Source organism: Ruegeria sp. SATB027, assembly GCF_059613825.1.
This window is the reverse complement of record NZ_JBXWTH010000088.1, coordinates 1-22,870: the sequence shown is the minus strand read 5'-3', so window position 1 is coordinate 22,870 and position 22,870 is coordinate 1. Positions and strand designations below refer to the sequence as shown.

Genomic DNA, 22,870 nt, shown 5'->3' with positions numbered 1-22,870 from the left:
CCAAATACTCACTGTCCAGACATACCCACGGGCTCAGCCCATCGAATGCCTGTAACCAGCCGAGTAAGCCCCGGTGACATAGTGTTCCAACTGCCGTTCGATATCGCCCAGCAACGATGAGGCGCCAAAGCGGAACAGATCCGGTTCCAGCCAGCGGTCACCCAGCTCGTCCTTGATCAGCGACAGATAAACCAGCGCGTCCTTGGCTTTCGAAATACCACCCGCAGGCTTGTAGCCGACCCGATATCCGGTGCGGTCATAATAGTCGCGGATCGCGCGGATCATCACCAACGACACGGGCAGGGTGGCGTTGACGCTTTCCTTGCCGGTCGAGGTCTTGATGAAATCCGCCCCGGCCATCATGCACACCAGCGAGGCGCGCGCGACATTGCGCAGGCTACCCAATTCTCCGGTCGCAAGAATGGCTTTGACATGGGCATCGCCACAAGCCACGCGGAACGCCTTCATCTCATCATACAGGGCCTGCCAGTCCCCCGACAGCACGTGACGGCGCGAGATTACGATGTCGATTTCCTCGGCCCCGGCCTTCACGCTTTCCTCGATCTCGGCCACGCGCAGATGGAACGGGGACAGGCCTGCGGGAAAGCCGGTGGACACGGCAGCGACCGGAATGCCAGTGCCTTTCAGGGCGTCTACAGCGGTTTCGATCATATCGTGGTAGACGCAAACCGCCCCGGTCGTGATCGGTGGCATGTCCAGCGCCTGAAGGACCGAAGGTGCAACCGGCTGACGGGCCTTTGCACACAGGCGGCGCACACGGCCCACAGTATCGTCGCCCGACAGCGTGGTCAGGTCGATCATCGTGATGGCTTTCAGCAGCCACGCAGCCTGATATTCCTTCTTGACCGAACGGCGGCCCGGCAATGTGGCCGCACGGCGTTCAATCGCGGAAGTATTGGCCTGAATGGCGCGCACCCAGTTCAGATCCAGTTCCATTCCGGGGTTCCGGGGTTCGGTCACTTGCGGCAGATGCGCGGTGCGCACGGGGCTTTCTGAGCTCTGCGTATCCATGGTTACGTCCTTTGGGAGGTTTGCGACAAAATCGCACGGGTGGCCCGGGAATGGAAGGTGTTCCAGCGCAATGATCGAATATTTTTGACCATTTGGACAAATAATTGAGGTTTTCTTGCGAATAATTCTCATTAGCGTTGACTTAGTTGCGAATGGTTCTCATATTTGATCCAACACGTATCTAAATCGAGGTTGGAAATGATTCGTCGGCATTGCCTTGCATTTTTGGCTCTGGCCCTTTCGGTGCCAGCCATGGCTTTTGCCGGGGCACCGCTGAAAGTGGTGGCCACGACGGGCATGATTGCAGATGCGGCCCGTCAGGTCGGCGGTGATCTGGTTGAGGTCAGAGGGCTTATGGGCCCCGGCGTTGATCCCCATGCCTATCGCCAGACGCGCAGCGATATTGTTGCGATGACACGGGCAGACCTGGTTCTGTGGCACGGCCTGTATCTCGAAGCGCAAATGGAAGACTTTTTTCATGACCTCGTGCGGAAACGGACCGTCATTGCGGTTGCAGAAGGCGTAGATCAGTCCATGCTGCGTGCGCATGATGATTATGCCGACAAGTATGATCCGCATGTCTGGATGACACCCGCGCTGTGGCGCGAGGTTGTTCTGGAAGTGCAGCGCGCGCTGACGGAGGCACGCCCCGAAGCCGCCGAGATTTTTGCCGCGAATGCACAAGCCCATCTGGCCGACATAGACCGTCTGACGGCCTATGCCGAGAAAACCCTGTCTTCGGTACCGGACCACAACAAGGTTCTGGTCACAGCCCACGACGCCTTTGGCTATTTCGGTGAAAGTTTCGGGTTCGAGGTTCTGGGCATTCAGGGCATCTCGACCCAATCCGAGGCGGGCCTGAACCGGATCGGAGAGCTGGTTGACCTGTTGGTTGATCGCCGGATCACGGCGGTCTTCGTCGAAAGCTCGGTTTCTGACCGGTCGATCCGCGCGCTGATCGAAGGGGCCGAAGCCAAAGGGCACGAGGTGAAGGTCGGGGGCGAGTTGTTCTCGGACGCCATGGGCGAGGATGGCACCTACGAAGGCACTTACATCGGGATGCTGGATCACAATATCACCGTCATCGCAGGCGCATTGGGCGGAGAAGTTCCCGATCGCGGCATGAACGGCAAACTGTCAGCGGGGTTCTGAGAGATGCTGGGGCTGATCAGCAACGAAGGTGTGACGGTCCAGGAACAAAACCTGGATAACAGCCCTCTGGCTGTGCGGGGGCTGACGGTTTCCTACGGACAGAAACCTGCGGTCTTTTCGGTTGATATGACGGTTACGCCCGGCGCGATGACCGCCATTATCGGGCCAAACGGCGCTGGAAAGTCAACGCTGCTCAAGGCGGCGCTTGGCATCGTTACGCCTTTGTCGGGGCAGGTGACCGTGTTTGGTCAGCCGCTGAATTCGCAGCGCGCGCGTGTTGCCTATGTTCCCCAGCGTGCCAGTGTGGACTGGGATTTCCCGACACGGGTGATCGACGTGGTTCTGATGGGTCTGTCGCGTGAACTGGGCCTGTTGGGCCGCTTGCGCGCGCGCCACAAGGCCCGTGCGATGGATTGCCTGAACCGTGTCGGAATGCGCGATTTCGCGGATCGCCAGATTGGCCAGCTGTCCGGTGGCCAGCAACAGCGTGTGTTTCTGGCGCGTGCTCTGGCTCAGGATGCTGATCTGTACCTGCTGGACGAGCCGTTTGCCGGTGTCGACGCCGCCACCGAAAAAGCCATCATCGCGGTGCTGAAATCCCTGAAAGAGGCCGGTAAGACAGTTGTTGTCGTGCATCACGATCTGGCCACCGTGACCGACTATTTCGACCACGTTTTCTTGATCAATACCCGCAAGGTGGCCGAGGGGCCGGTGGCCGAGGCCTTCACGGCGGAAACGCTGCAATCGGCCTATGGTGGCAGGTTGGCAACGGCCCAGATCGATCAGATTTCACACGCGCTGGGATAGTTCATGCTTTGGGATGCTCTGACCCTTCAGCTTGGCTATAACGCCACGCTGGTTGCCATCGGTGCGACATTGCTTGGCGTGTCGGCGGGCGTGACAGGGACCTTCCTGTTTCTGCGCAAGCGCGCCCTTGTCAGCGACGCAATCAGCCATGCAACCCTGCCGGGCGTCTGTATCGCTTTCATGGTGCTGGTCGCGCTGGGTGGGGACGGGCGCAACCTGCCGGGCCTGTTGGTGGGGTCCGCTATCTCCGCCTGGGTTGGTCTGTTGTGTATGAATCGGCTGACACGTCGCACCCGCCTGGCCGAGGACGCCGCGATCGGTGCGGTCCTGTCCGTATTCTTCGGCTTTGGGATCGTGCTGCTGACGGTCATCCAGACCATGGGGGTTGGCCGCCAGGCCGGGCTGGAAGGTTTCCTGTTGGGTTCAACCGCCGGAATGCTGTGGGCCGATGCGGTGATCATCGCACTTGGTGGCGCCTTGACCTTGGCTCTGGTGCTGATCATCCGCCGTCCGATGACCCTTGTCGCATTCGACCCCGAATACGCAGCGGCGCGCGGGTTGCCAGTGCATCGTATCGACCTGGCCATGATGGGGCTGGTCATGGCCGTGACCGTGGTCGGTCTGAAAATCGTCGGCCTGATCCTGATCGTGGCGTTGCTGATCATTCCGGCGGTGACCGCCCGGTTCTGGTCTGACCGCTCGGAACGCGTTGTTCTGCTGGCCGGGTTGGCAGGTGGTCTGGCCGGATATATCGGCGCTGCCATATCCGCATCTGCGCCCAATCTTCCAACCGGCCCGATCATCGTACTGGTCAGCTTTGCCTTTTTCCTTGCATCCCTCTTCTTCGCCCCGATGCGTGGCGTTCTGGCGGCGGTGCTGCGGCATCTGCGGTTTCAGCGCCGGGTGCATATTCGTCAGGGACTTCTGGCGCTGGCACAAGGGCAGAAGATCTATGAACCCCTGACTCTGCGTTTGCTGCGGCGTGCCGGGCTGGTCCGGGCGGATGGCGTGGCGACGGACACCGGCAAGGCCCGCGCGGCCAAGGCCCTGCGGGATGAAATGCGATGGGAAATCGTGCGCGCCGATCAGGCGCACGAGGCGACAGCTGCGCTATATGACGGATTGCGCGATATCGAAACCGTTCTGACACGCGACCAGATTGATGAGATCGACCGCCAGATTGGCGGACCGCAGGGGATACCGGCATGAGTGGTGAAGAATTCGTTCCGCTGTCTCTGACACCGCTGCTGATCGGAACATTCGCAGCCATCGCCTGTGCCTTGCCCGGCAACTTTCTTGTGTTGCGAAAACAGGCTCTGATCGGCGATGCGATCAGCCATGTGGTTCTGCCGGGTATCGTTGTTGCGTTTCTGTTGACCGGGGCCATATCCACCTGGCCGATGATGTTGGGTGCGGCAGGGGCCGCGGTTCTGGCCGTGGTCCTGATCGAGGCCATTCGCCGGCTGGGGCAGATCGAACCCGGGGCTGCCATGGGCGTGGTCTTTACCACCATGTTCGCGGCAGGCGTCCTGCTGCTTGAGCAGACGGATACGTCAACCGTGCATCTGGATGTGGAACATGCGCTTTACGGCAATCTCGAAAGCCTGATCTGGCTGGACGCGACCGGGTGGTCTTCGTTGCTGGACGCTCAGGCCCTTGCCGGATTGCCCCCGGAACTGCCCCGTATTGCGCTGACACTGGTGGGTGTGATGCTGTTTACATGGCTGTTCTGGCGGCCGCTGAAAATTTCCACCTTTGACGAAGGTTTCGCCCGCACGATTGGTATTCGCACGGGGCTTCTGGGCATGGCGCTCGTCATTACTGCGGCTATCGCGGCGGTTGCCGCTTTTGACGCTGTGGGCTCGATCATCGTGATCGCGATGTTTATCTGCCCTCCGGCAGCTGCGCGGATGCTGACCAACCGGCTTGAGGCGCAGATTGGCTGGAGTGTCGTGATCGCCGTAACCTCTGCCGTGACGGGGTATGTGCTGGCAGGCTACGGGCCCCTGTGGCTGGGCGCGGCGGATGCGGTCAGTGCGGCAGGGATGATCGCAACGATGTCCGGGCTGATCCTGGCGCTGGCGGCCATGTTTGGCCCATGCCGCACACGCATTGGTGTTCAGACGTCAGCCTGAGACGGCATTTTCCTGCCGCAGATGCCTATGCGTCATCGGCCAAACTCTGCCCAGATGCCGTTAAGGTTAATCTTAAGCAGATTTTTGGGAAGTCTCGTGCTAGAGGGCTGTCCATTGATTAGCTGAACACACCACTCACTTTGGTACGCTCGGATGGTACGGAATGGGGATTCATTCACGGCCATCCGGGCGCCCCTTTCCGATCAGAAGACATGCTCAAACCGGTGGCAGAATCGTGCGCGGTTGTGCTAGGTCTAGGGGTATGGCGCAGACAAACCCCAATATCAGCGAAAATCGCCCCGTGATCAGACAGCTTGACGATGCTGCGATCAACCGTATTGCGGCGGGTGAAGTTGTGGAACGCCCGGCCTCGGCGGTCAAGGAACTGGTCGAGAATGCACTGGATGCCGGGGCCACGCGTATATCCGTCGAAATCGCCGACGGGGGAAAGACACTGATCCGCGTGACCGACGATGGCTGCGGCATCCCGGCTCAAGATTTGCCGCTTGCCCTGTCGCGCCACGCCACGTCAAAGATTGATGGATCGGATCTGCTGAATATCCACACCTTCGGATTTCGAGGCGAAGCCCTGCCCTCGTTGGGGGCTGTCGGACGCTTGACCATAACCAGCCGAGCGCCGGGTCTGGATGCGGCGCAGATCCATGTTGCAGGTGGCAAGACGGGGTCGGTCAAGCCTGCCGCCCTGCGCGCGGGTACGGTGGTCGAGCTGCGCGATCTGTTCTTCGCCACCCCCGCCCGGCTGAAATTCATGCGCACCGACCGGGCCGAGGCACAGGCGATCACGGACATGGTGAAACGGCTGGCGATGGCCGAACCATCCGTCACATTTACCCTGCGCGATGTCTCGGGCGGTGGCGAAGGCCGTGTGATCTTCCGCGCGGACCGCGAGAATGGCGACCTGTTTGACGCCCTGCACGCCCGTCTTGCCCGTGTGATCGGGCGCGAGTTTGCCGAGAATGCGCTGCGGATCGATGCCACGCGCGACGGTCTCAGGCTTTTTGGCTATGCGGCCCTGCCGACCTATTCCCGTGGCGCTGCGGTGGCGCAGTACCTTTTTGTCAACGGGCGTCCCGTGCGGGACAAGATGCTGACCGGTGCTTTGCGGGCGGCTTATTTCGATTTCCTCAGCCGGGACCGTCACCCGGCGGCGGCATTGTTCATCGACTGCGACCCGACATTGGTTGACGTGAACGTTCATCCCGCCAAGTCCGAGGTCCGGTTCCGCGATCCCGGCGTTGCACGCGGGCTTATCGTATCCAGCCTGCGCCACGCTTTGGCCGAGGCAGGGCATCGTGCGTCATCGACCGTGGCCAATGCGACCCTGGGTGCAATGAGACCGGAGCCTGCGAAGTCTGCACCAGCGCGGGTCTATCAGATGGATCGCCCGTCGCCCGCAGCGCGCCAGGCCGCGTACCGGGCTCAGGCTCCGGGTTTTGCGGAACTGGCGCATGATTACAGCGGCAGCATTGTCGATCCGATCCCGGTTGCACCCGTATCGCAGGGTCAGGAGCCTGATGCGCAAAACCTTCCGCTGGGCGCTGCGCGCGGGCAGGTGCATGAAAACTACATCATCGCCCAGACTGCCGATGGAATGGTGATCGTTGATCAGCACGCCGCGCATGAACGGCTAGTCTATGAAAAGCTGAAAACGCAGATGGCCGAGACAGGCGTCGCGGCGCAGGCGCTTTTGATCCCCGAGATTGTTGAGTTGTCCGAAGGCGACTGCGCCCGTCTGATGGCGGTCTGTGATGATCTGTCCCGTTTGGGACTGACCATCGAACCCTTTGGCGGAGGCGCAATTGCCGTGCGCGAAACCCCGGCCATTCTGGGCGAGGTCGATGCGCGCGCGATGATCCTGGATATCCTCGACGAACTGGCTAATCAGGGCGAAACACAGATGGTGCAGGCAAGGATCGAGGCGATCCTCAGCCGGGTTGCCTGCCACGGCTCGGTCCGGTCCGGCCGCCGGATGCGGGCCGAGGAAATGAACGCCCTGCTGCGCGAGATGGAGGCGACGCCGCATTCCGGCCAGTGCAATCACGGGCGACCCACATATGTGGAACTGAAGCTAAGCGATATCGAACGCCTGTTCGGGCGCAGTTGATTTGGTGTCAAACAGGCCTTAAGAAGACAGAAACAAAACGAGAACATACTGAACCCCATGATCCAGATTGCAGGTATTGAAATAGCGCTGAATGATCCCGTGATTCTGGTTGCGGGCGGAACAGTCGCGCTGATCCTGCTGCTGCTGTTCCTGTCGTTGCGCGCAGCCAATCGCTCGGCCCGGATGGCGGAACCGCTGGCGCGGCAGATGGCGCTTCTGGGTCAGCATGTGCAGCAGCTGGGGCAGGGGCAGGAACAGTTGCGCGGCGGCTTGCAGCATGTCTCGGACACGCAGGCCAACGCGCAGGTACAGGTGATCCAGACGGTCGAGGCCCGCTTGTCCTCGGTTCAGCAGCAGATGAATGACCGGCTGGCGGACAACGCGATGAAATCGGCGCGCGCGCTGGCCGAAATGCAGGAACGGATGAAGGAAACCCTGCACGGTTCGTCAAAGCAGACGGCGACATCACTGACGCAGCTGCAGGAACGTCTGGCCGCCATCGACAAGGCGCAGGACAATATCACGAAACTGTCGGGCGATGTTCTCAGCCTTCAGGATATCCTGTCAAACAAGCAGCGGCGCGGGATGTTTGGTGAGATTCAGCTGAACGATATCGTGTCCAAGGCACTGCCCGCAGACAGCTATTCGCTGCAAGCCACCTTGTCGAACGGCAGGCGTGCAGATTGCCTCGTGCATCTGCCAAACCCGCCCGGCCCGATCGTGATTGACGCGAAATTCCCGCTTGAGGATTTCGAGGCACTTGCCGCCGCGCAGAGCAAGGCAGATGTTGAAAGATGCCTGCGGGCTTTTGGCGCTGCCGTGAAAGTGCATATCAAGGCGATTTCCGAGAAATACATCCTCGACGGGGAAACCGCTGACGGTGCCCTGATGTTCGTCCCGTCCGAAGCGATCTATGCCGAGCTGCACGCCCGCCTGCCCGATGTGGTGCGCGAAGGGTTCGCTGCCCGGGTCTGGATCGTCTCGCCCACCACCTGTATGGCCACGCTGAATACGATGCGGGCGATCCTGAAAGATGCGCGCATGCGTGAACAGGCCGGTGCGATCCGCAAAGAACTGGGATTGCTGCACAAGGACGTGGACCGTCTGGGCGACCGCGTTTCAAACCTCGACCGTCACTTCGGGCAGGCGGCCAAGGATATCTCGGAAATCAAGATCAGTGCCGAAAAGGCTGGCCGCCGGGCGCAGCGGCTGGATAATTTCGACTTCGAAGAAATCGCGCCCGATACTGAAACAGAGGTTGTGCCGCTGGCACGTCACGAAGGCTGAACATCCTGTTGAAGAACTGAACCGGCACCGGGCCGGTTCTGATGGGCCAGCGCCTGCAAGGGTTCAGATACGCAGAAAGGGCTGGAACAGGCGCGGCATCAGCTTGTTGAATTTCAGCGGCGCGTCCGTAACCGCCAGGCATATGCAGTCTTCCGAGATATCCGCGACGGGTGTGTGTTCCAGATCCTCGTCAGCGATTTCAACATCGCCACGGGCAAAACGGTCAACCTCGTCCGTGAAAGCCCCTTGAAGAACCATTGTCAGCTCCATGCCGTTGTGGCCATGATCCGGCACGGCAGCACCGGCCGGAATGAACAGCAAGCGGGCGGTGGCGTCTTTGGTGGTCGGCAGGATCACCTGTTTGACACCCATACCTATCGACCTCCAGCGGATGTCCTTGACTGTTCCGCCCACGTAATCCTGCAACGGGGCCGGCAGAACTGCACATCCCGGGCGAACGGGCTTGGGCGCTGGTGCGCCCTGGGCGATCAAAGCCATCGTGGCCGCCAGTGAAGTCTCACTCATGCTGACACCCTCACTCTGCTCGTCCAGAACTTGCCCGCCAACGGCGTCATAGCTTTCTGCGCGCGCGCGGCAGTGGTTGCACAGGGACAAATGGGTGGCGACCATCAGGTTGAAGGCTTCGGGCAGGCTGCCTGCGGCATAAGCCATCAGCAGGTCATCTGTCAGGTGATGTTTGATCAACTTGCTCATTTTACTCATCTCAGTTCATCGCGTGGCGCAAGCGGTCCAGCGCCAGCCGTATGCGTGATTTGATCGTTCCCAGCGGCAACCCGGTCTGCGATGCGATTTCCCGGTGACTCAGGTCGCCGAAATATGCCTTCTCGATCAGGTCCCGCTGTGCATCCGGCAACGCTTTCAAGGCGGCGCGCAGTTGCGCGGTTTCCTGTTGCAGCGCGATGACGTCATCCTGATCGGGCTCAGCCTCGGGCCCCCAACCCAGATCTTCGGGTTCAGGGCGGCGTTGCTTGCGCAGCACGTCAATGCGCTTGTTCCGAGCGATGGTGAACACCCATGTGGCCACGGTGGCACGCGTCGGGTCGAAAAGGTGCGCCTTGTGCCACAAGGTCGCCATCACCTCTTGCGCGCATTCTTCTGCCATGGCGGCATCAGCCCCTGACTTCATCAGGAACGCCTTGATACGCGGCGCGAAGTGCTGGAACAGCTCGGCAAATGCCGCTTGATCCTGCGCATCCCGGATGCGTCTGACGTGATCTACCCATTCGGCCCTGGTCTCGCGCTTGCCGTTGATGTCGTTCACCCGCCTACCCTTGGTGCGTTTGTTGATGCGCCAAGGTTGAGGGGCGGCAGTTTCAACCGCTGGTCCGTCCAAGGTCGCTGTATTGATCTGGGTAAACATAACCACAATACGGCGCATGTCCCAAGCCGGATCACTTTATCGGAACATTTTGATCCGCTCCCGGCCAAGTCTCGTAATATCAATACCAGCGGCAATAAAGAAATCGCGACTGCTCTGGCGGGTGTGCAAGGACCAGAAGACATCGGATGGCAAAAACGATAGATCATGTTGCAGGCCACACCTATCACGGCCGCAAGGGGGCAATCGACAACGCCTTCCGGTATTCTGTCGATTACATCCTGTTTGATCCCGAAGCCCGGTTGACCACGCCTTTTCTGTTTTCAATGGACCGGAAGAATGTCACCAACTGGCGAACCCGCGATCACGGAGGAGAGCCGGGTCAAGGCCATGGTGCCGCTTGGTTGCGTGCGCGATTTACCGAGATGGACATTCCGCAACCCGCGCAGGTCATGCTGCTGACCCAGCCAAGGGTGCTGGGCCACGTTTTTAATCCCGTCAGTTTCTGGTTTTGTTTTGACCGCGATGATCAGCTTTACGCCGTGGTGGCCGAGGTGACGAACACCTTCGGAACGCGTCACAGTTATCTGTGCCATAAGCCGGATTTTTCGACCATCAGACCAACCGACCGATTGACGGCCGAAAAGGTGATGCATGTCTCGCCCTTCCAGAAGATTGAAGGCAGCTATACGTTCCGCTTCGACTACAGCCCGGATCGGGTCGGTGTGTGGATCGACTACACGCGCGCGGGTGGCGGGTTGATCGCGACACTGACCGGACCGCGCCAGCCATTGACCAGCAGGGCGATCCTTTGGTCTTTTCTGCGTCGCCCTTTCGGTTCGCGTCGCACTTTTGCGCTGATCCTCTGGCAGGCCTTCAGGTTGTGGCTGAAAAAAGCCGCCTTCCGCCCGTTTCGCAAGGAACCGGTGCCTGATCACCCAGTTACGCGTGTGGGGCAGTGACCAGCCTGTTTGTTCAAGATCAAAGACGCGGTCCCCTGTCGGTGGTTGTGATGGCGTAACAACCGCGAACACGAGGAGTCGAAGAGATGATGGAAATCTCGGCAAGAAAAGTCGCCCAGGTCGCCATGATGGGCCGCGAACTGAACCGCGCCGAGGGCGAATTGCGGGCGTTCATCGACCGCATGAGCGAAGACGAGCAGGCTGAACTGGTCGCCATCATGTGGATCGGGCGCGAGAGCTTTTTTGCGGAAGATCTGGCCGAGGCCATCGCCACCGCCAAGTCCGAGGCATCGACCCCTTGTGCAGACTACCTGATCGGAACACCGCATATGTCTGACCACCTTGAGAATGGTCTGGATGCATTGGGAATATCTGCGGAAGACGTGGAAAATGATCTGATGTAGACGCTCGACATCATCGCTGCCCGGTGCCTGCGTCTGGCGGCGCCGGATATTGCCCGCCAAGGCAGACTAACAGCGACGGGGGTGTCAAGCTTTCGAGCGAAGTTGGTGAAAGTCTGTATTCGGTTTCTCTTTGCCTTCGAAGCCGCAGCGAATGGGTTTCTATGTGATCTTCTTGAAAAGCCACCATTTTCCCAAAGGTGTGGCTTTGTACGCGGTGTATTTCTACTAAGGTAGACTGTTTTCTGTCGCGGCCTTGAGGAAGTCATGGCTGAACGGGGATTGCGCGTAGATCATGCTACATAGAACATGTGGGTCACGCGGTTTTCGCCGGTGATCGCAGTGCGCGCAATCGATGAAGCGTCCTACACTGAATTCTTGGCGCATGGACGCCACATAGGTCCGTGTGCATGGAGAATGGATGGATCTCTACCGCGCTTTAGACAAAGCGGGAAATACTCTTCATCTCATGCACCAAAACGAAAGCTCTGCCTAACTTTCTCAAGACTTTGCGGAACAACCACCGCGGTTGCGGCTGGACTGTGGATCCGTTTCAGCTGCTGGATGTCAGCCTGATCGAAAATGCTGCGCCAGAAAATCAATCAACGCGCGCACCCGGGCCGTCAGGTGACGATTGGGTGGATAGAGCGCATAGAGGCCGAAGTTTTCCGTTTCATAGTCCTGAAACAGGTGCTCCAGGGTACCCTCTTCCAGACTGCGGGCAATCACATAGTGCGGGCAACGCGCAATACCCAGCCCGGCAATCGCCATGTTGGCAATCGCCGCCGGGGCATTGGCATGAAACATTCCCGCCACCTTGACCACAATATCCCTTGTCCCGGCTCGAAACCTCCATGCTGTTGCGTCGGCTGGATTTTCGTCAATCAGGCAGTTATGTGTGGCCAGTGCCATCGGATCACCCGGATGCCCCCTTTCCGCCAGATAATCAGGCGACGCGCAGACGATCAGCGGCATATCGGACAGCTTCCGCGCAATCAGGGTCGAATCCCGCAACACCCCGATCCGTATGGCAAGATCGAACCCCTCTTCAACAAGCGCCACGCGCGAGTCCGACAGTTTAAGGTCGATATCGACCTTCGGATGCACCCGCAGAAACGAAGCCAAAGCCTGAGTCAGGTTGATGCTGCCGAACCCGGTTGGTGCGGTTATTCGGATTGGCCCGGCCAGTGCCGATTGCCGCTCCTGAACAAGGTCTTCCAGCTCGTCGATTTGTTCCACGATCGGGCGGCAGCGTTCAAGGTACGCGATGCCGACGTCCGTCAGCGAAACGCTTCTGGTTGTCCGGTTGAACAGTTGCGTCGATAGCTTGGCCTCCAACTGGGCAACATACTTGCTGACCAGTTTGGTAGACAGGCCCAGCCGCCGCCCCGCGGCAGTGAACGAGCCCTCATGAGCAACCGCCATAAATGCCCGCATCGTGTCAATTGTATCCAACGCAGCGCTCCTTCGTCAGGTTGGTGTTTGGTCAATTATACCCAATTTGTACATAGTTACTGAATAAAACGCAGGATTATAACTAAAAAAGGTTTTGCCATGTTCTAGCCAGTGACCGCTGACGAACATCGCCAGCTCGCTCCCAGGAAACTCCTCCGAAAGGAAACTGACATGCCAAACGCCATCCGTATCCACCGTCATCCCTTGTCCGGGCATTCACACCGGGTGGAACTATTCGCCAAGCTTGGTGGCATCAATCACGAGCTGATCGATGTCGACCTGCTGTCTGGCGAACACAAGAAAGAGCCGTTTCTTTCCCTGAACCCTGCCGGGCAGGTGCCGGTGATTGAGGACGGTGAAATCGCGATCGCCGACTCCAACTCTATCCTCGTGTACCTTGCGCGGAAATACGCGCCTGATTGGCTGCCGACTGATCCGGTGCGTGAGGCGGAAGTTCAGAAGTTCTTGTCGCTGGCCGCCGGCGACATCGCCCACGGCCCTGCGGCAGCACGATTGATCACCGTTTTTGGCGCTCAACTGGATGCAGAACGTGCCAAGGCCATCGCCAAGTCCGCCTTTGACCGGCTTGAGGCGCATTTGAACGGACGCGACTGGCTGGTCGGAACCAGCCCATCCATCGCTGATGTCGCGATCTACAGCTATACGGCCCATGCGCCTGAGGGGAATGTTTCACTGGATGATTATCCCAATATCCGTGCCCTGCTGGCCCGGATTGAGGCGTTGCCCGGCTTCGTGGCCATGCAAAGCACCAAGGTCGGCCTCGCCGCCTGACACCAGAGCGCGCCCGGCCGTCAGGACCGGGCGCATGCGTCCAAACTGTGCCGCCCCAGGAGAGACCCCATGATTTCCATCGAACCCAGCGACAGCAGCACTTCCCCTTTTCATCGGGGTGAACACATGGCGCAGGCGCGGCTGGGTGTCCGCGACATTGAACACTGGGCACGGAAGGTTGTCCGCGACCACATGCCCGAACAGCATCGGGATTTTCATACCGCCCTGCCGTTTCTCGTGATGGCCGCGCGCGATGCGCAAGGTCGGCCCTGGGTCACGTTATTGGAAGGGCCAGACGGGTTCGTCTCTGCACCAGATAACAAAACGCTTTCCATTACCGCCTTGCCAACCCAAGGCGATGCGTTGCACGGTGCCCTTCACCCCAAAAGCGATGTTGGCATCCTTGGTATTGAACTGGCCGCGCGTCGGCGCAACCGTATCAATGGCCGCGCCGGACGCGTCACTCCGACCGGTTTTGATTTTCACGTTGACCAGACCTTTGGCAACTGCCCGCAGTATATCCGTGAACGCGCGTGGCACCGGGTTGATGACTCGAAGCCCGGACCGACAACACGCGGCCAATACTTGACGTCGGATCAGGTCCGGTGGATCGAAACAGCCGATACTTTCTTTATCGCCAGCGGCTATCGCGAAGAGGGCGAAAGCCCGACTTACGGGATGGATGCGTCCCATCGCGGTGGCGACCGTGGTTTCGTGCAGGTTCTGGACAACCGGCGGCTGCGGTTTCCCGACTATGCCGGCAATAACCACTTCAACACAATCGGCAACCTGTTGCTCGACCCAAGGGCGGGATTTCTGTTCGTCAATTTCGAAAGCGGCAGCTTGCTGCAACTGACCGGCACTGCCACGATCGACTGGGACAGTGACGAAGTTACACAGATACCCGGCGCGCGCCGTCTGGTGACACTGGAGATTGACGAGGTCGTGGAAATACGCGCGGCAGTCAGCCTCAGATGGACTTCGGATGCAGATTCTGTCCGGTCGCTCCGCCTGATCGAAAAGATCCGTGAAAGCGTCGATGTCACCTCGTTTGTTTTCGAAGCCCGCGACGGCGGCCCCTTGGCTGGGTTCGAGCCCGGGCAATACCTGCCAATCGAGCTTGAAATTCCGGGGATCGCCGAACCGGTGCGCCGGACCTATTCGCTCAGCAACGGACCGACCAAGCATCGCTATCGGATTACAGTCAAGCGTGAGCCAAAAGGGATCGCATCGCAGTTTCTGCACGATCATCTGGAACCGGGCGCAATCATCAACAGCCGTCGACCTGCGGGTGATTTCACAATGACTTGCGACCGGTGCCCATTGGTTCTGGTCAGCGCAGGTGTTGGTATCACACCGATGTTGAGCATTCTGAATAAGGTCGCAGGCGAGCGCGGCAACCGCCCTGTCTGGTTCATCCACGGCGCTCGGGACGGTCAGCACCATCCAATGGCAGATGAAGTTCACGATCTGGCCTCCAGACGGCCTGGGATCACGACGCATGTGGCCTATAGCCAACCAACGTCAGAAGATGAGTTCGGAGTGGATTATGACTCGCATGGCCGTGTCGATGGGGCGCTTCTGGCGCAACTGATCAACGATGCCAGCGCGCATTACTTTCTGTGCGGCCCTGTCAGTTTCATGGCCGAGATCCAGGCCGATCTGGAACGCCGGGGCATCTCTCCGGAACATATTCACACCGAAAGTTTTGGCCCCACTGGGTGATTTGACGTGATCCTTCGTGGGCAAATGAAACTCAAACCACCAGAGCAAGGACATACGCGCTTTTGGTTCGTTTCGTTCGCATTGTGTTGTTGGGATAGCGTTCACCGGCCGGAATGATTTCGCCATTCCAGCTTTCAATCGACACTCACCGGCTTGTATTTGAGTAGTTCGAGTTTTCAGGCGTCAGACACCAACTCCTCAGTTCCTCTCGCTGTTATCCCCAAGTCGTTCCTACGATTGCATATACGTCTTAGGAAAAGTGTGACGCCTTCGGTCCTGCCGACACAGAAACCTCCCCAAGCTGCGGTAAAAGTGGCAGGTCGTAGTTCGACGCTTCAATATTCCAGTGCTGCCTCACGTTTCAGGCGGCTTGCGGCAAAATCGACAAATGCGCGAATCTTTGCGGACACCATCCGCCCTTCGTGGTGCACGATGTGAACCGGTGCAGGAGCCGGTTCAAAATCAGATAACACTGCCTTTAGCCGTCCGTCCGCCAGATATGGTGCGACTTGATAGGACAAAAGCCGGGCCAGACCCTGACCGCGAAGTGCCATTTCGATTACAGCATCGTTGGTATTCATGCTGATCCGTGGATGAACACGCATAAGTTTCGGGTTGCCTAAGTGGTCAAACTGCCACTGGCCTGACGGCGACAGGGCTAGGGAATTGATCAGGACATGTCTGTTCAGGTCATCCGGGCTTTCGGGTTCGCCTGCTTGTTCAAGGTATTCGGGTGCTGCAAAAACAACCTGTCTGACAGAACCGCAACGCACCGCCATAAGGCTGGAATCCGCAAGCGGACCTATCCTGACGCCAACATCCACACCTTCGTCTATTAAATTCACGATCCGGTCCACGTACAGCGTTCGCGCCTCGATTTTGGGATAGTGCCCCAGAAAATCAGCAAGAATTGGTGTGATGAACAATCTGCCAAACAACACAGACGAAGTGAGGTTGAGCAATCCTTTAGGTTCCGCATAGGTCCCGACCGCAGCGTTTTCTGCCTGTTCCAGATCAACGAGAATGCGCTTGGCATCTTCCAGAAATCTGCGCCCGCTCTCGGTCAACATGACAGATCGTGTCGTTCTTACGAATAAACGGACGCCCAACTCGCCCTCCAGTATCGAAATGGTGCGCGTCACAGCCGGTGGCGACATGTTCAGGTTGCGCGCAGCAGCAGCAAAGCCACCCAGGTCGGCCACCTTCGAAAAGACCAGAAGCGCGCGAAACTTGTCCATGTAATTATTCCAAAATAGTGAATAATAAATTCAAGCTTAATGTTATTCTGCCAACAATTGAAACACACTATGTCTCAGGCGAAGACACAATCACTCCGCTAAGGCAAAAGCGCCCGCAGGAAATGGGAGAAATGCCGTGAATGTAAGCCAAGCCGTCGGCCAAAACGTGACTGTTCATATCGTGCACGGTTTTGTGGACAACGGGCTAGGGGGCAACCCTGCTGGGGTTGTTCTGGATGCCGACGGGTTAACCGAGGCGCAGATGCTGAAGATCGCGTCACAGGTTGGCCTGTCCGAAACCGCTTTTGTCTCGCAATCCGCGACCGAGGGTTTCAAACTGGACTTCTTCACCCCGAACCGCAGGATCGCGCATTGCGGCCATGCGACCATTGCTGCTTTTTCCCATCTGGATGCACTTGGCCGTATTCCTGATCCTGTAACCTCAAAAGAAACTGTGGACGGCCCGCGCCGGATTCTGATCAAGGATGGTGCCGCATTTATGGAACAGTTGGCCCCTAGATATGAAACGCCAGAAGATTGGACCTCTCAAGGTGTCAGTTTGCAGGACGTTTTGGGCTCTTTGGGGTTGTCCCCGAGCAATCTGGATCACGAAATGCCGCCCGTTCTGGTCAATACCGGCAACAGTTTTGTCGTGATCGGAGTAGCCGACAGGGAAACTCTGGCTTCGATCAAACCCGATTTCGAGCAGATCAAAACGATCAGCGACCGCTTGGACCTGATAGGATATTATGTGTTCACAACGGCCCAATGCTCGGACGGGCGCGACGCTACTGCACGCATGTTCGCCCCCCGATATGCCATTGATGAAGAGGCCGCGACGGGAATGGCCGCAGGGCCGCTGGCCTGTGTTCTGCACGACCTGGGTCACCGCCGTCAGCACGGGTTTCTGATTGAACAGGGCATGTTCATGGAAACCCCTTCGCCCAGTTTGATTCAGGTTGAACTGGAAGTTCGTGACGGCGCAATCGCCAGTCTAATGGCAGGCGGGCAAGGCAAAGTCATGCGGTCCTTTCAATTGTCGGTGTGACTAAAACAGCGTTTTGGGGCGGCATGTAACATTGCGCGCAGCTTTGTCGAGCAAGTTGAAGAGCGGTTTTACGCAAATCTTGCCGCGCCCCTTCAAAACAACGAACTCTCTCCGAGCGCGGATATCGCAGCTTTTGCTGGGGCGCTCGTTCAGATTGTGACGTTCACGTTGAATAGTCGGGCAACCCAATCAGATCACATGATCAGAGCGCCACGTATCCAGAATCTCCAGGGTCTTGTCCGAAAACTCGACATCGTTGATATGGCTGTCAATTTCCACAAGTGTTACGTTTTCCGGACAGTTTTTTCTCAGCTCTTCGATGAATCCTGCAAGTCCCTCTGCATCTTCCAAAATCGCCCCGGCCCTGTCCCATTCGTTACCGCCTCTGAGCGGCACAAGCAGAACAGTCGGGCCGGTTGCTTCAGAAAGTTTCGCGCACATGGTGCGTGCCATCTCGCGCCTTTGCTCGGCGCTCATGCTGACCGCAGTAATTAGGCGGTTGTGGTCATGAAGGTCATGATCCGCCAACGCTGGAGGAACGGGATGCCAGCCTACCAAATCGACTAGATCATAACACCCAATCGAAACAATCTGCGGCACACCAGCCTTGCCCGCATTGGTCATGCGATCTTCGCCGGCGCTGATGGCTGATCCCAACATGTGGTTGCCGACTTCTTGCGGTGCAAAGTCCATAACGGCGGCGAATTCACCTTTTGAAGCAAGGCTTTCAAATGCGCGCCCTCCCATGCCCGTAGCATGGAAAACGGCCAGTTCAAACCCGCGCGCCTCAAGGGCGGGCTTCAGGTGCACCATATAGCGCAAGACTGTTTTGCCGAAGGATGTCATCCCGATTAGACGGCGGTCTTTCTTCATCGGACGGGCAGCGCGTGCGGCCCCCAGAACCGCGCCAGCAGCTTGCCGGAGAGAGGCTTCGCAGACCGAGTTAAGCCCGTAAAGACCACCAGCCCAAAGGATCATCTGAACGTCTGCCGGCAGCCGCTCGGGCGGGATCATCGGCGAGAAAGAGACAGTTGAGACGATGTATTTAGGCACACCAATGGGCAAGGCACAGCACAGATCAAGGGCCAGATCGGTCCCCATTGAACCGCCCAAAACCAAAACGCCATCGAACACGCCCTCATGGTGCAGCCGTGCAACCAGCAGGGCTGCACCTTTGGCCATGATCTGCATCGCAAGGTTTTCGTCACCGCCATCAATGGCTTCCTGTATTGTGTGGCCACCCTCCTCTGCCACCTGATGCTTGGAGTAATCAGTGGGGTGACTGGGGTCGCCAAGCACACTGATGTCCATGGTTTTCACCAATCCACCCTGTTCACGGATCACGTCAGAGATGAAGTTCAGTTCATCATCTTTGGTGTCATAGGTCCCAACGACAAGAATAGTTCGATTGGTCATAGGCCGCCTTTCAGGTTCAAAGTTTGATCCAAGCTGTTTTCAGCTCGAAATACTTGTCAAAGGCGTGCAGCGATTTGTCATGACCGTTGCCAGACTGCTTGACGCCACCCAATGGAACCGTTGTGTCGGCCCCTCCATAGGTGTTTACATGGACAACCCCTGCCTGAATGGCCCGGATCATGCGGTGGGCGCGCGACAAGTTCGACGTCCATACTGCGGATGCCAGACCGTAATCGGTTCCATTGGCAATTTTGATTGCCTCTTCTTCGGTGTCAAAGGGAATGACCGCAAGAACCGGGCCAAACACTTCATCCGTTGCCAGCCGATCGGTGGGGTGAACCCCCGTTACAACCGTCGGGGCCATGTGTCTAACGTCAGCGCATATGGGACCATTTAGGCCAATTTGATAAGAGAGAGTTTCTGGGTCATCGTAACCCCCAAGGAGTGGACGATGAGAAAGACAACGAGGAGCCCTGGCGAGAAGATCGTCAAAGATATCAAGCGGGCAACACGCAAGCAGTATTCCAGCGAAGAGAAGATCAGGATCGTGCTTGATGGGCTGCGTGGCGAGGACAGTATCGCGGAGCTGTGCCGTCGCGAGGGTATATCCCAGGGCCTGTATTACAAATGGTCCAAGGACTTCATGGAGGCCGGGAAGAAGCGCTTGGCTGGCGATACAGCCCGGGCTGCGAACACGGACGAGGTCAAAGAGTTGCGCCGTGAGGCAAAAGACCTCAAGGAAGTGGTCGCTGAACAGACGCTTGAGCTGCGTCTTCTCAAAAAAAGCATGCTCGGGGATGGGGACGACCACGAATGAGGTATGCCGCATCAGAGAAGTTGGAGATCATTAGGCTGGTGGAAGAAAGTCATCTGTCGGCGCGTCGGACACTGGCCAAACTGGGCATTCCCCGCACCACATTTTACCGCTGGTATGACCGGTACCTGCAACGTGGCGAAGCTGGTCTCGCGGATCAATCTCCCAAGCCAAAGCACGTCTGGAACCGCGTTCCCACCGACGTGAAGCGTAAGGTTGTGGATCTTGCGCTAAAGGAGACAGAGCTGTCGCCACGCGAGTTGGCGGTGACCTTCACCGATCAGGAACGCTATTTTGTGTCGGAATCCACGGTCTATCGCACGCTCAAGGCGCATGACCTGATCACCAGCCCGGCGTTCATCGTGCTCAAGGCAGCAGATGAGTTCCAGCATAAGACGACGGCCATCAACCAACTCTGGCAGACGGACTTCACTTACATCAAGGTGCTGGGATGAGGCTGGTTTTATCTCAGCACGGTTCTGGATGATTACAGCCGCTATATCGTCTCTTGGAAGCTTTGCACGAACATGCGGGCGCAGGATGTGACGGATACTCTGGATCTGGCGTTGCAGGCTTCGGGTTGCGATCAAGTTCATGTCGTTCACAAGCCACGTCTGCTCAGCGACAACGGCTCAAGTTAAGTGTCCGGTGACTTGGCTGAATGGTTGCAGGACAAAGGGATGAAGCACTCTTGCGGTGCGCCGTATCATCCGCAGACTCAAGGCAAGATCGAACGCTGGCACCAGACCCTCAAGAACCGCATCTTGCTGGAAAACTACTTCCTACCCGGTGATCTTGAAGCCCAGATCACGGCCTTCGTCGATCACTACAATCATCAGCGCTTCCACGAGAGTATCAACAACGTCACGCCCGCCGACGTCTACTTCGGCCGAGACAAAGCCATTCTCTAAAAAAGCGAAAGGATCAAACAAAACACATTCGAAGCCCGGCGCTTGCATCATCGCAAACAGGCCGCATAATCAAACCAACCAGATGAGCCAAACCCTCCTCTAGTTTAGGCAGCCTTTGGTCCCAAAAACCCTGACGACGGACAGAGCGACTGCTGGGACAGCCTTGAGAAGAAGTTCGACGGGACACCAGGTAAGAAATGATGGGTCTTAAGTTATATACCTATTGGAGATCGACCACATCCTATCGGGTGCGTATCGCATTAAATCTGAAGGGTGTGCCGTTCGAAAACTGCCCGGTCAATCTGGTGAAAGGCGAGCAAAGAAGCGCAGCCTATCAAGCGATGAACCCCGGCAAGGGCGTCCCTGTGTTAGAGCTTGAGGATGGCACCAAGTTGACCCAATCTCTGGCTATCCTTGATTATCTTGACCGCGCCTATCCCGACCCGGCGCTTCTGCCGGACGACCCGATTGCGCGGGCCAAGGTGATGGCGGCGGCGCATGTGATTGCGCTGGACATCCATCCGGTGAACAACCTGCGCGTTGTTCAACATTTGGACGGGATGGGGCACAGCAAAGCGGAAAGTGTGGACTGGATGGTCCACTGGATGAACGAAGGTCTGACCGCGTTTCAGGCTATGCTGCCCAAAGGCACCCGCTTTTCCTTTGGCGACATGCCATCGCTTGCGGATATCTGCCTTGTATCGCAGCTTTACAACGGGCATCGCTGGGGTGTGGACATGACGCCCTTTGCGCGTCTGACCGAAATCGAAGAAACCTGTCTGGCCCTGTCCGCCTTCGCCGATGCGCGACCCGAGGTACAGCCGGATGCCGAGTGAGGATCACATGAGCCAACTGAAAAAGTCATGGGTGGACAGCGCGAACTCTGCCGAGACCCCCTTTCCCCTGAACAACCTACCTTATGGTGTGTTTTCGACCTCAGACAGCGCACCGCGCTGTGGCGTGGCCATCGGGGATATGATCCTTGATATGCACGCTGCCGAAGAAGCTGGCCTGATCGAGATTGGTGATGAACCCGTTTTCGACGTGCCCTTCTGGAATGAATTGATGGAGCAGGGATCGGACGCATGGGCCGCCCTGCGCGCCCGTCTGGAACAGCTGCTGGGCGAGGCTTCGACCGAACGTGACACTGTAGAGCCTCTGTTGGTCGCCCAAGCCGATACGGAGCTGCACATGCCGTTCCTTGTGTCCGAATACACCGATTTTTATGCCGGTCGTCAGCACGCCGCGAACATGGGCGCGATCCTGCGCGGCTCGCCCGAACTGCCGGCCAACTGGCTGCACATTCCGATCGGTTATAATGGTCGCGCGTCCTCGGTTGTGATCTCGGGTACGCCGATTCACCGCCCGAACGGTCAGCGCAAAGCGCCCGACGCCGAGATGCCCAGCTTTGGCCCCTCGATGCGTCTGGATATCGAGCTGGAAATGGGCGCCATTGTTGGCAAGCCGTCCGAGTTTGGCCAGCCGATCACCGTGGATGAAGCCGACGACATGATCTTCGGCTATGTGCTGCTGAACGACTGGTCCGCGCGCGACATCCAAGGCTGGGAATACCAGCCGCTTGGACCGTTTCAGGGCAAGGCGTTTGGCACCTCGATCAGCCCCTGGATCGTGACCGCCGCCGCGTTGGAAACGTTCCGTGCGCCAACGCCCGAACGCGAGAAAAAGCTTCTGCCCTACCTCGACGGCTCAAAGGACGGCCTTTACGACATTGAGCTTCAGGTGCTGATGCAGCCTGATGGAGCCGAGAAGGCGAGCGTCGTTGGCGAAACCAACTACTCTCGCATGTATTACTCGGCCGCCGAACAGCTCTGCCACCACGCCATCGGCGGCTGTGCGATGAATGTGGGCGACCTTTTGGGGTCTGGCACGATCTCAGGCCCAACCAAGACGGAATACGGTTCTCTGATGGAGATGAGCTGGGCTGGTCGCGAGCCCTTCACGCTCGATACCGGCGAAACCCGGACTTTCATCGAAGACGGAGACACCCTGACCCTGCGCGGTGCGGCCAAGGGCGAAGGCTTCCAGATCGGCTTTGGCGATTGCGTCGGGCAAATCCTGCCCGCCGTTAACTGGCCCAGGTAAGTGGCGAGCGGGGCAACATCGGTTGTTCCGCACCCGCCGTTTGAAAAACCTGTGATCCTGCTCGATCATATTGTTATCTGGCATGAATGAGCTCGACGCTCCGATCAGAGGTTTTGAAGGCTTCGAAG

General features: G+C 58.1%; 19 protein-coding genes and 2 pseudogenes. 14 read left to right on the top strand and 7 right to left on the bottom strand.

Features of this window, described 5'->3' with window-relative positions; translation table 11 throughout:
* Nucleotides 1–33: 33 nt before the first annotated feature.
* A complete protein-coding gene (gene deoC / locus AC2FPW_RS20680; RefSeq protein WP_209598407.1) occupies nt 34–1,032 on the bottom strand; it encodes a deoxyribose-phosphate aldolase in 999 nt (332 codons plus the stop codon).
* Between the two features lie 198 nt (nt 1,033–1,230).
* Here deoC and AC2FPW_RS20675 point away from each other — a divergent pair, with 198 nt between their 5' ends.
* The 6 genes from AC2FPW_RS20675 (at nt 1,231) to AC2FPW_RS20650 (ending at nt 8,538) form a co-directional block, all read left to right on the top strand.
* Nucleotides 1,231–2,184: a metal ABC transporter solute-binding protein, Zn/Mn family gene (locus AC2FPW_RS20675; RefSeq protein ID WP_496815194.1), complete on the top strand. Its 954-nt coding sequence runs from the start codon at nt 1,231–1,233 to the stop codon at nt 2,182–2,184.
* A gap of 3 nt (nt 2,185–2,187) precedes the next feature.
* Nucleotides 2,188–2,991: a metal ABC transporter ATP-binding protein gene (locus tag AC2FPW_RS20670; RefSeq protein WP_496815193.1), complete on the top strand. Its 804-nt coding sequence runs from the start codon at nt 2,188–2,190 to the stop codon at nt 2,989–2,991.
* 3 nt (nt 2,992–2,994) lie between these two features.
* Complete coding sequence (locus AC2FPW_RS20665; RefSeq protein WP_496815191.1) at nt 2,995–4,200, top strand: metal ABC transporter permease; 1,206 nt, start codon at nt 2,995–2,997, stop codon at nt 4,198–4,200.
* The gene (locus tag AC2FPW_RS20660; protein ID WP_267363489.1) at nt 4,197–5,126 is read left to right on the top strand and encodes a metal ABC transporter permease; all 930 of its coding nucleotides are present in this window, start codon (nt 4,197–4,199) and stop codon (nt 5,124–5,126) included. The genes AC2FPW_RS20665 and AC2FPW_RS20660 overlap by 4 nt, the downstream gene beginning before the upstream one ends.
* A gap of 262 nt (nt 5,127–5,388) precedes the next feature.
* Nucleotides 5,389–7,251: a DNA mismatch repair endonuclease MutL gene (gene mutL / locus AC2FPW_RS20655; protein ID WP_496815189.1), complete on the top strand. Its 1,863-nt coding sequence runs from the start codon at nt 5,389–5,391 to the stop codon at nt 7,249–7,251.
* Between the two features lie 57 nt (nt 7,252–7,308).
* Nucleotides 7,309–8,538 carry a DNA recombination protein RmuC gene (locus tag AC2FPW_RS20650; RefSeq protein ID WP_480900752.1) on the top strand — a complete coding sequence of 410 codons (1,230 nt, stop codon included), beginning with the start codon at nt 7,309–7,311 and terminating at the stop codon, nt 8,536–8,538.
* A 63-nt stretch (nt 8,539–8,601) separates the two neighbouring features.
* Here the strand turns inward: AC2FPW_RS20650 and AC2FPW_RS20645 are convergent, their stop codons facing one another.
* Together AC2FPW_RS20645 and AC2FPW_RS20640 are read right to left on the bottom strand one after the other, a co-directional pair.
* Nucleotides 8,602–9,252, bottom strand: coding sequence for a ChrR family anti-sigma-E factor (locus AC2FPW_RS20645; RefSeq protein WP_496815186.1), 651 nt, complete (start codon nt 9,250–9,252; stop codon nt 8,602–8,604).
* Between the two features lie 10 nt (nt 9,253–9,262).
* The gene (locus AC2FPW_RS20640) at nt 9,263–9,919 is read right to left on the bottom strand and encodes a sigma-70 family RNA polymerase sigma factor (RefSeq protein ID WP_496815237.1); all 657 of its coding nucleotides are present in this window, start codon (nt 9,917–9,919) and stop codon (nt 9,263–9,265) included.
* Nucleotides 9,920–10,065: 146 nt separating this feature from the next.
* Here AC2FPW_RS20640 and AC2FPW_RS20635 point away from each other — a divergent pair, with 146 nt between their 5' ends.
* Nucleotides 10,066–10,839: a DUF1365 domain-containing protein gene (locus tag AC2FPW_RS20635; RefSeq protein ID WP_496815185.1), complete on the top strand. Its 774-nt coding sequence runs from the start codon at nt 10,066–10,068 to the stop codon at nt 10,837–10,839.
* An 86-nt stretch (nt 10,840–10,925) separates the two neighbouring features.
* Nucleotides 10,926–11,243: a DUF3775 domain-containing protein gene (locus AC2FPW_RS20630; RefSeq protein WP_267363482.1), complete on the top strand. Its 318-nt coding sequence runs from the start codon at nt 10,926–10,928 to the stop codon at nt 11,241–11,243.
* A 564-nt stretch (nt 11,244–11,807) separates the two neighbouring features.
* On the opposite strand, the gene AC2FPW_RS20625 is transcribed toward AC2FPW_RS20630, so the two are convergent.
* On the bottom strand, nt 11,808–12,695 hold the full coding sequence (locus tag AC2FPW_RS20625) for a LysR family transcriptional regulator (RefSeq protein ID WP_496815184.1): 888 nt from the start codon (nt 12,693–12,695) through the stop codon (nt 11,808–11,810).
* 171 nt (nt 12,696–12,866) lie between these two features.
* Here AC2FPW_RS20625 and AC2FPW_RS20620 point away from each other — a divergent pair, with 171 nt between their 5' ends.
* Nucleotides 12,867–13,487, top strand: a complete 621-nt coding sequence (locus AC2FPW_RS20620) for a glutathione S-transferase family protein (protein ID WP_496815182.1) — start codon at nt 12,867–12,869, stop codon at nt 13,485–13,487.
* 69 nt (nt 13,488–13,556) lie between these two features.
* The gene (locus tag AC2FPW_RS20615) at nt 13,557–15,212 is read left to right on the top strand and encodes an FAD-binding oxidoreductase (protein WP_496815180.1); all 1,656 of its coding nucleotides are present in this window, start codon (nt 13,557–13,559) and stop codon (nt 15,210–15,212) included.
* Between the two features lie 335 nt (nt 15,213–15,547).
* Here the strand turns inward: AC2FPW_RS20615 and AC2FPW_RS20610 are convergent, their stop codons facing one another.
* Nucleotides 15,548–16,450, bottom strand: coding sequence for a LysR family transcriptional regulator (locus AC2FPW_RS20610; protein ID WP_496815179.1), 903 nt, complete (start codon nt 16,448–16,450; stop codon nt 15,548–15,550).
* Nucleotides 16,451–16,586: 136 nt separating this feature from the next.
* Here AC2FPW_RS20610 and AC2FPW_RS20605 point away from each other — a divergent pair, with 136 nt between their 5' ends.
* Entirely contained in the window at nt 16,587–17,498 is a 912-nt protein-coding gene (locus AC2FPW_RS20605; protein WP_496815178.1) for a PhzF family phenazine biosynthesis protein, read from the top strand.
* A 189-nt stretch (nt 17,499–17,687) separates the two neighbouring features.
* Here the strand turns inward: AC2FPW_RS20605 and AC2FPW_RS20600 are convergent, their stop codons facing one another.
* Nucleotides 17,688–18,914 carry a Tm-1-like ATP-binding domain-containing protein gene (locus AC2FPW_RS20600; protein WP_496815177.1) on the bottom strand — a complete coding sequence of 409 codons (1,227 nt, stop codon included), beginning with the start codon at nt 18,912–18,914 and terminating at the stop codon, nt 17,688–17,690.
* Between the two features lie 16 nt (nt 18,915–18,930).
* Nucleotides 18,931–19,281 (bottom strand): annotated as a pseudogene (locus AC2FPW_RS20595) (aldehyde dehydrogenase family protein); the annotation flags it as partial.
* A gap of 84 nt (nt 19,282–19,365) precedes the next feature.
* Between AC2FPW_RS20595 and AC2FPW_RS20590 the strand changes: the two are divergent.
* The 3 genes and pseudogenes from AC2FPW_RS20590 to fahA all read left to right on the top strand — a co-directional run bounded on the left by AC2FPW_RS20590 (nt 19,366) and on the right by fahA (nt 22,742).
* Nucleotides 19,366–20,708, top strand: a pseudogene (locus tag AC2FPW_RS20590) (IS3 family transposase).
* A 131-nt stretch (nt 20,709–20,839) separates the two neighbouring features.
* Nucleotides 20,840–21,475 carry a maleylacetoacetate isomerase gene (maiA, locus tag AC2FPW_RS20585; RefSeq protein WP_496815175.1) on the top strand — a complete coding sequence of 212 codons (636 nt, stop codon included), beginning with the start codon at nt 20,840–20,842 and terminating at the stop codon, nt 21,473–21,475.
* A 7-nt stretch (nt 21,476–21,482) separates the two neighbouring features.
* Nucleotides 21,483–22,742, top strand: a complete 1,260-nt coding sequence (gene fahA / locus AC2FPW_RS20580; protein ID WP_496815174.1) for a fumarylacetoacetase — start codon at nt 21,483–21,485, stop codon at nt 22,740–22,742.
* Nucleotides 22,743–22,870: the final 128 nt, after the last annotated feature.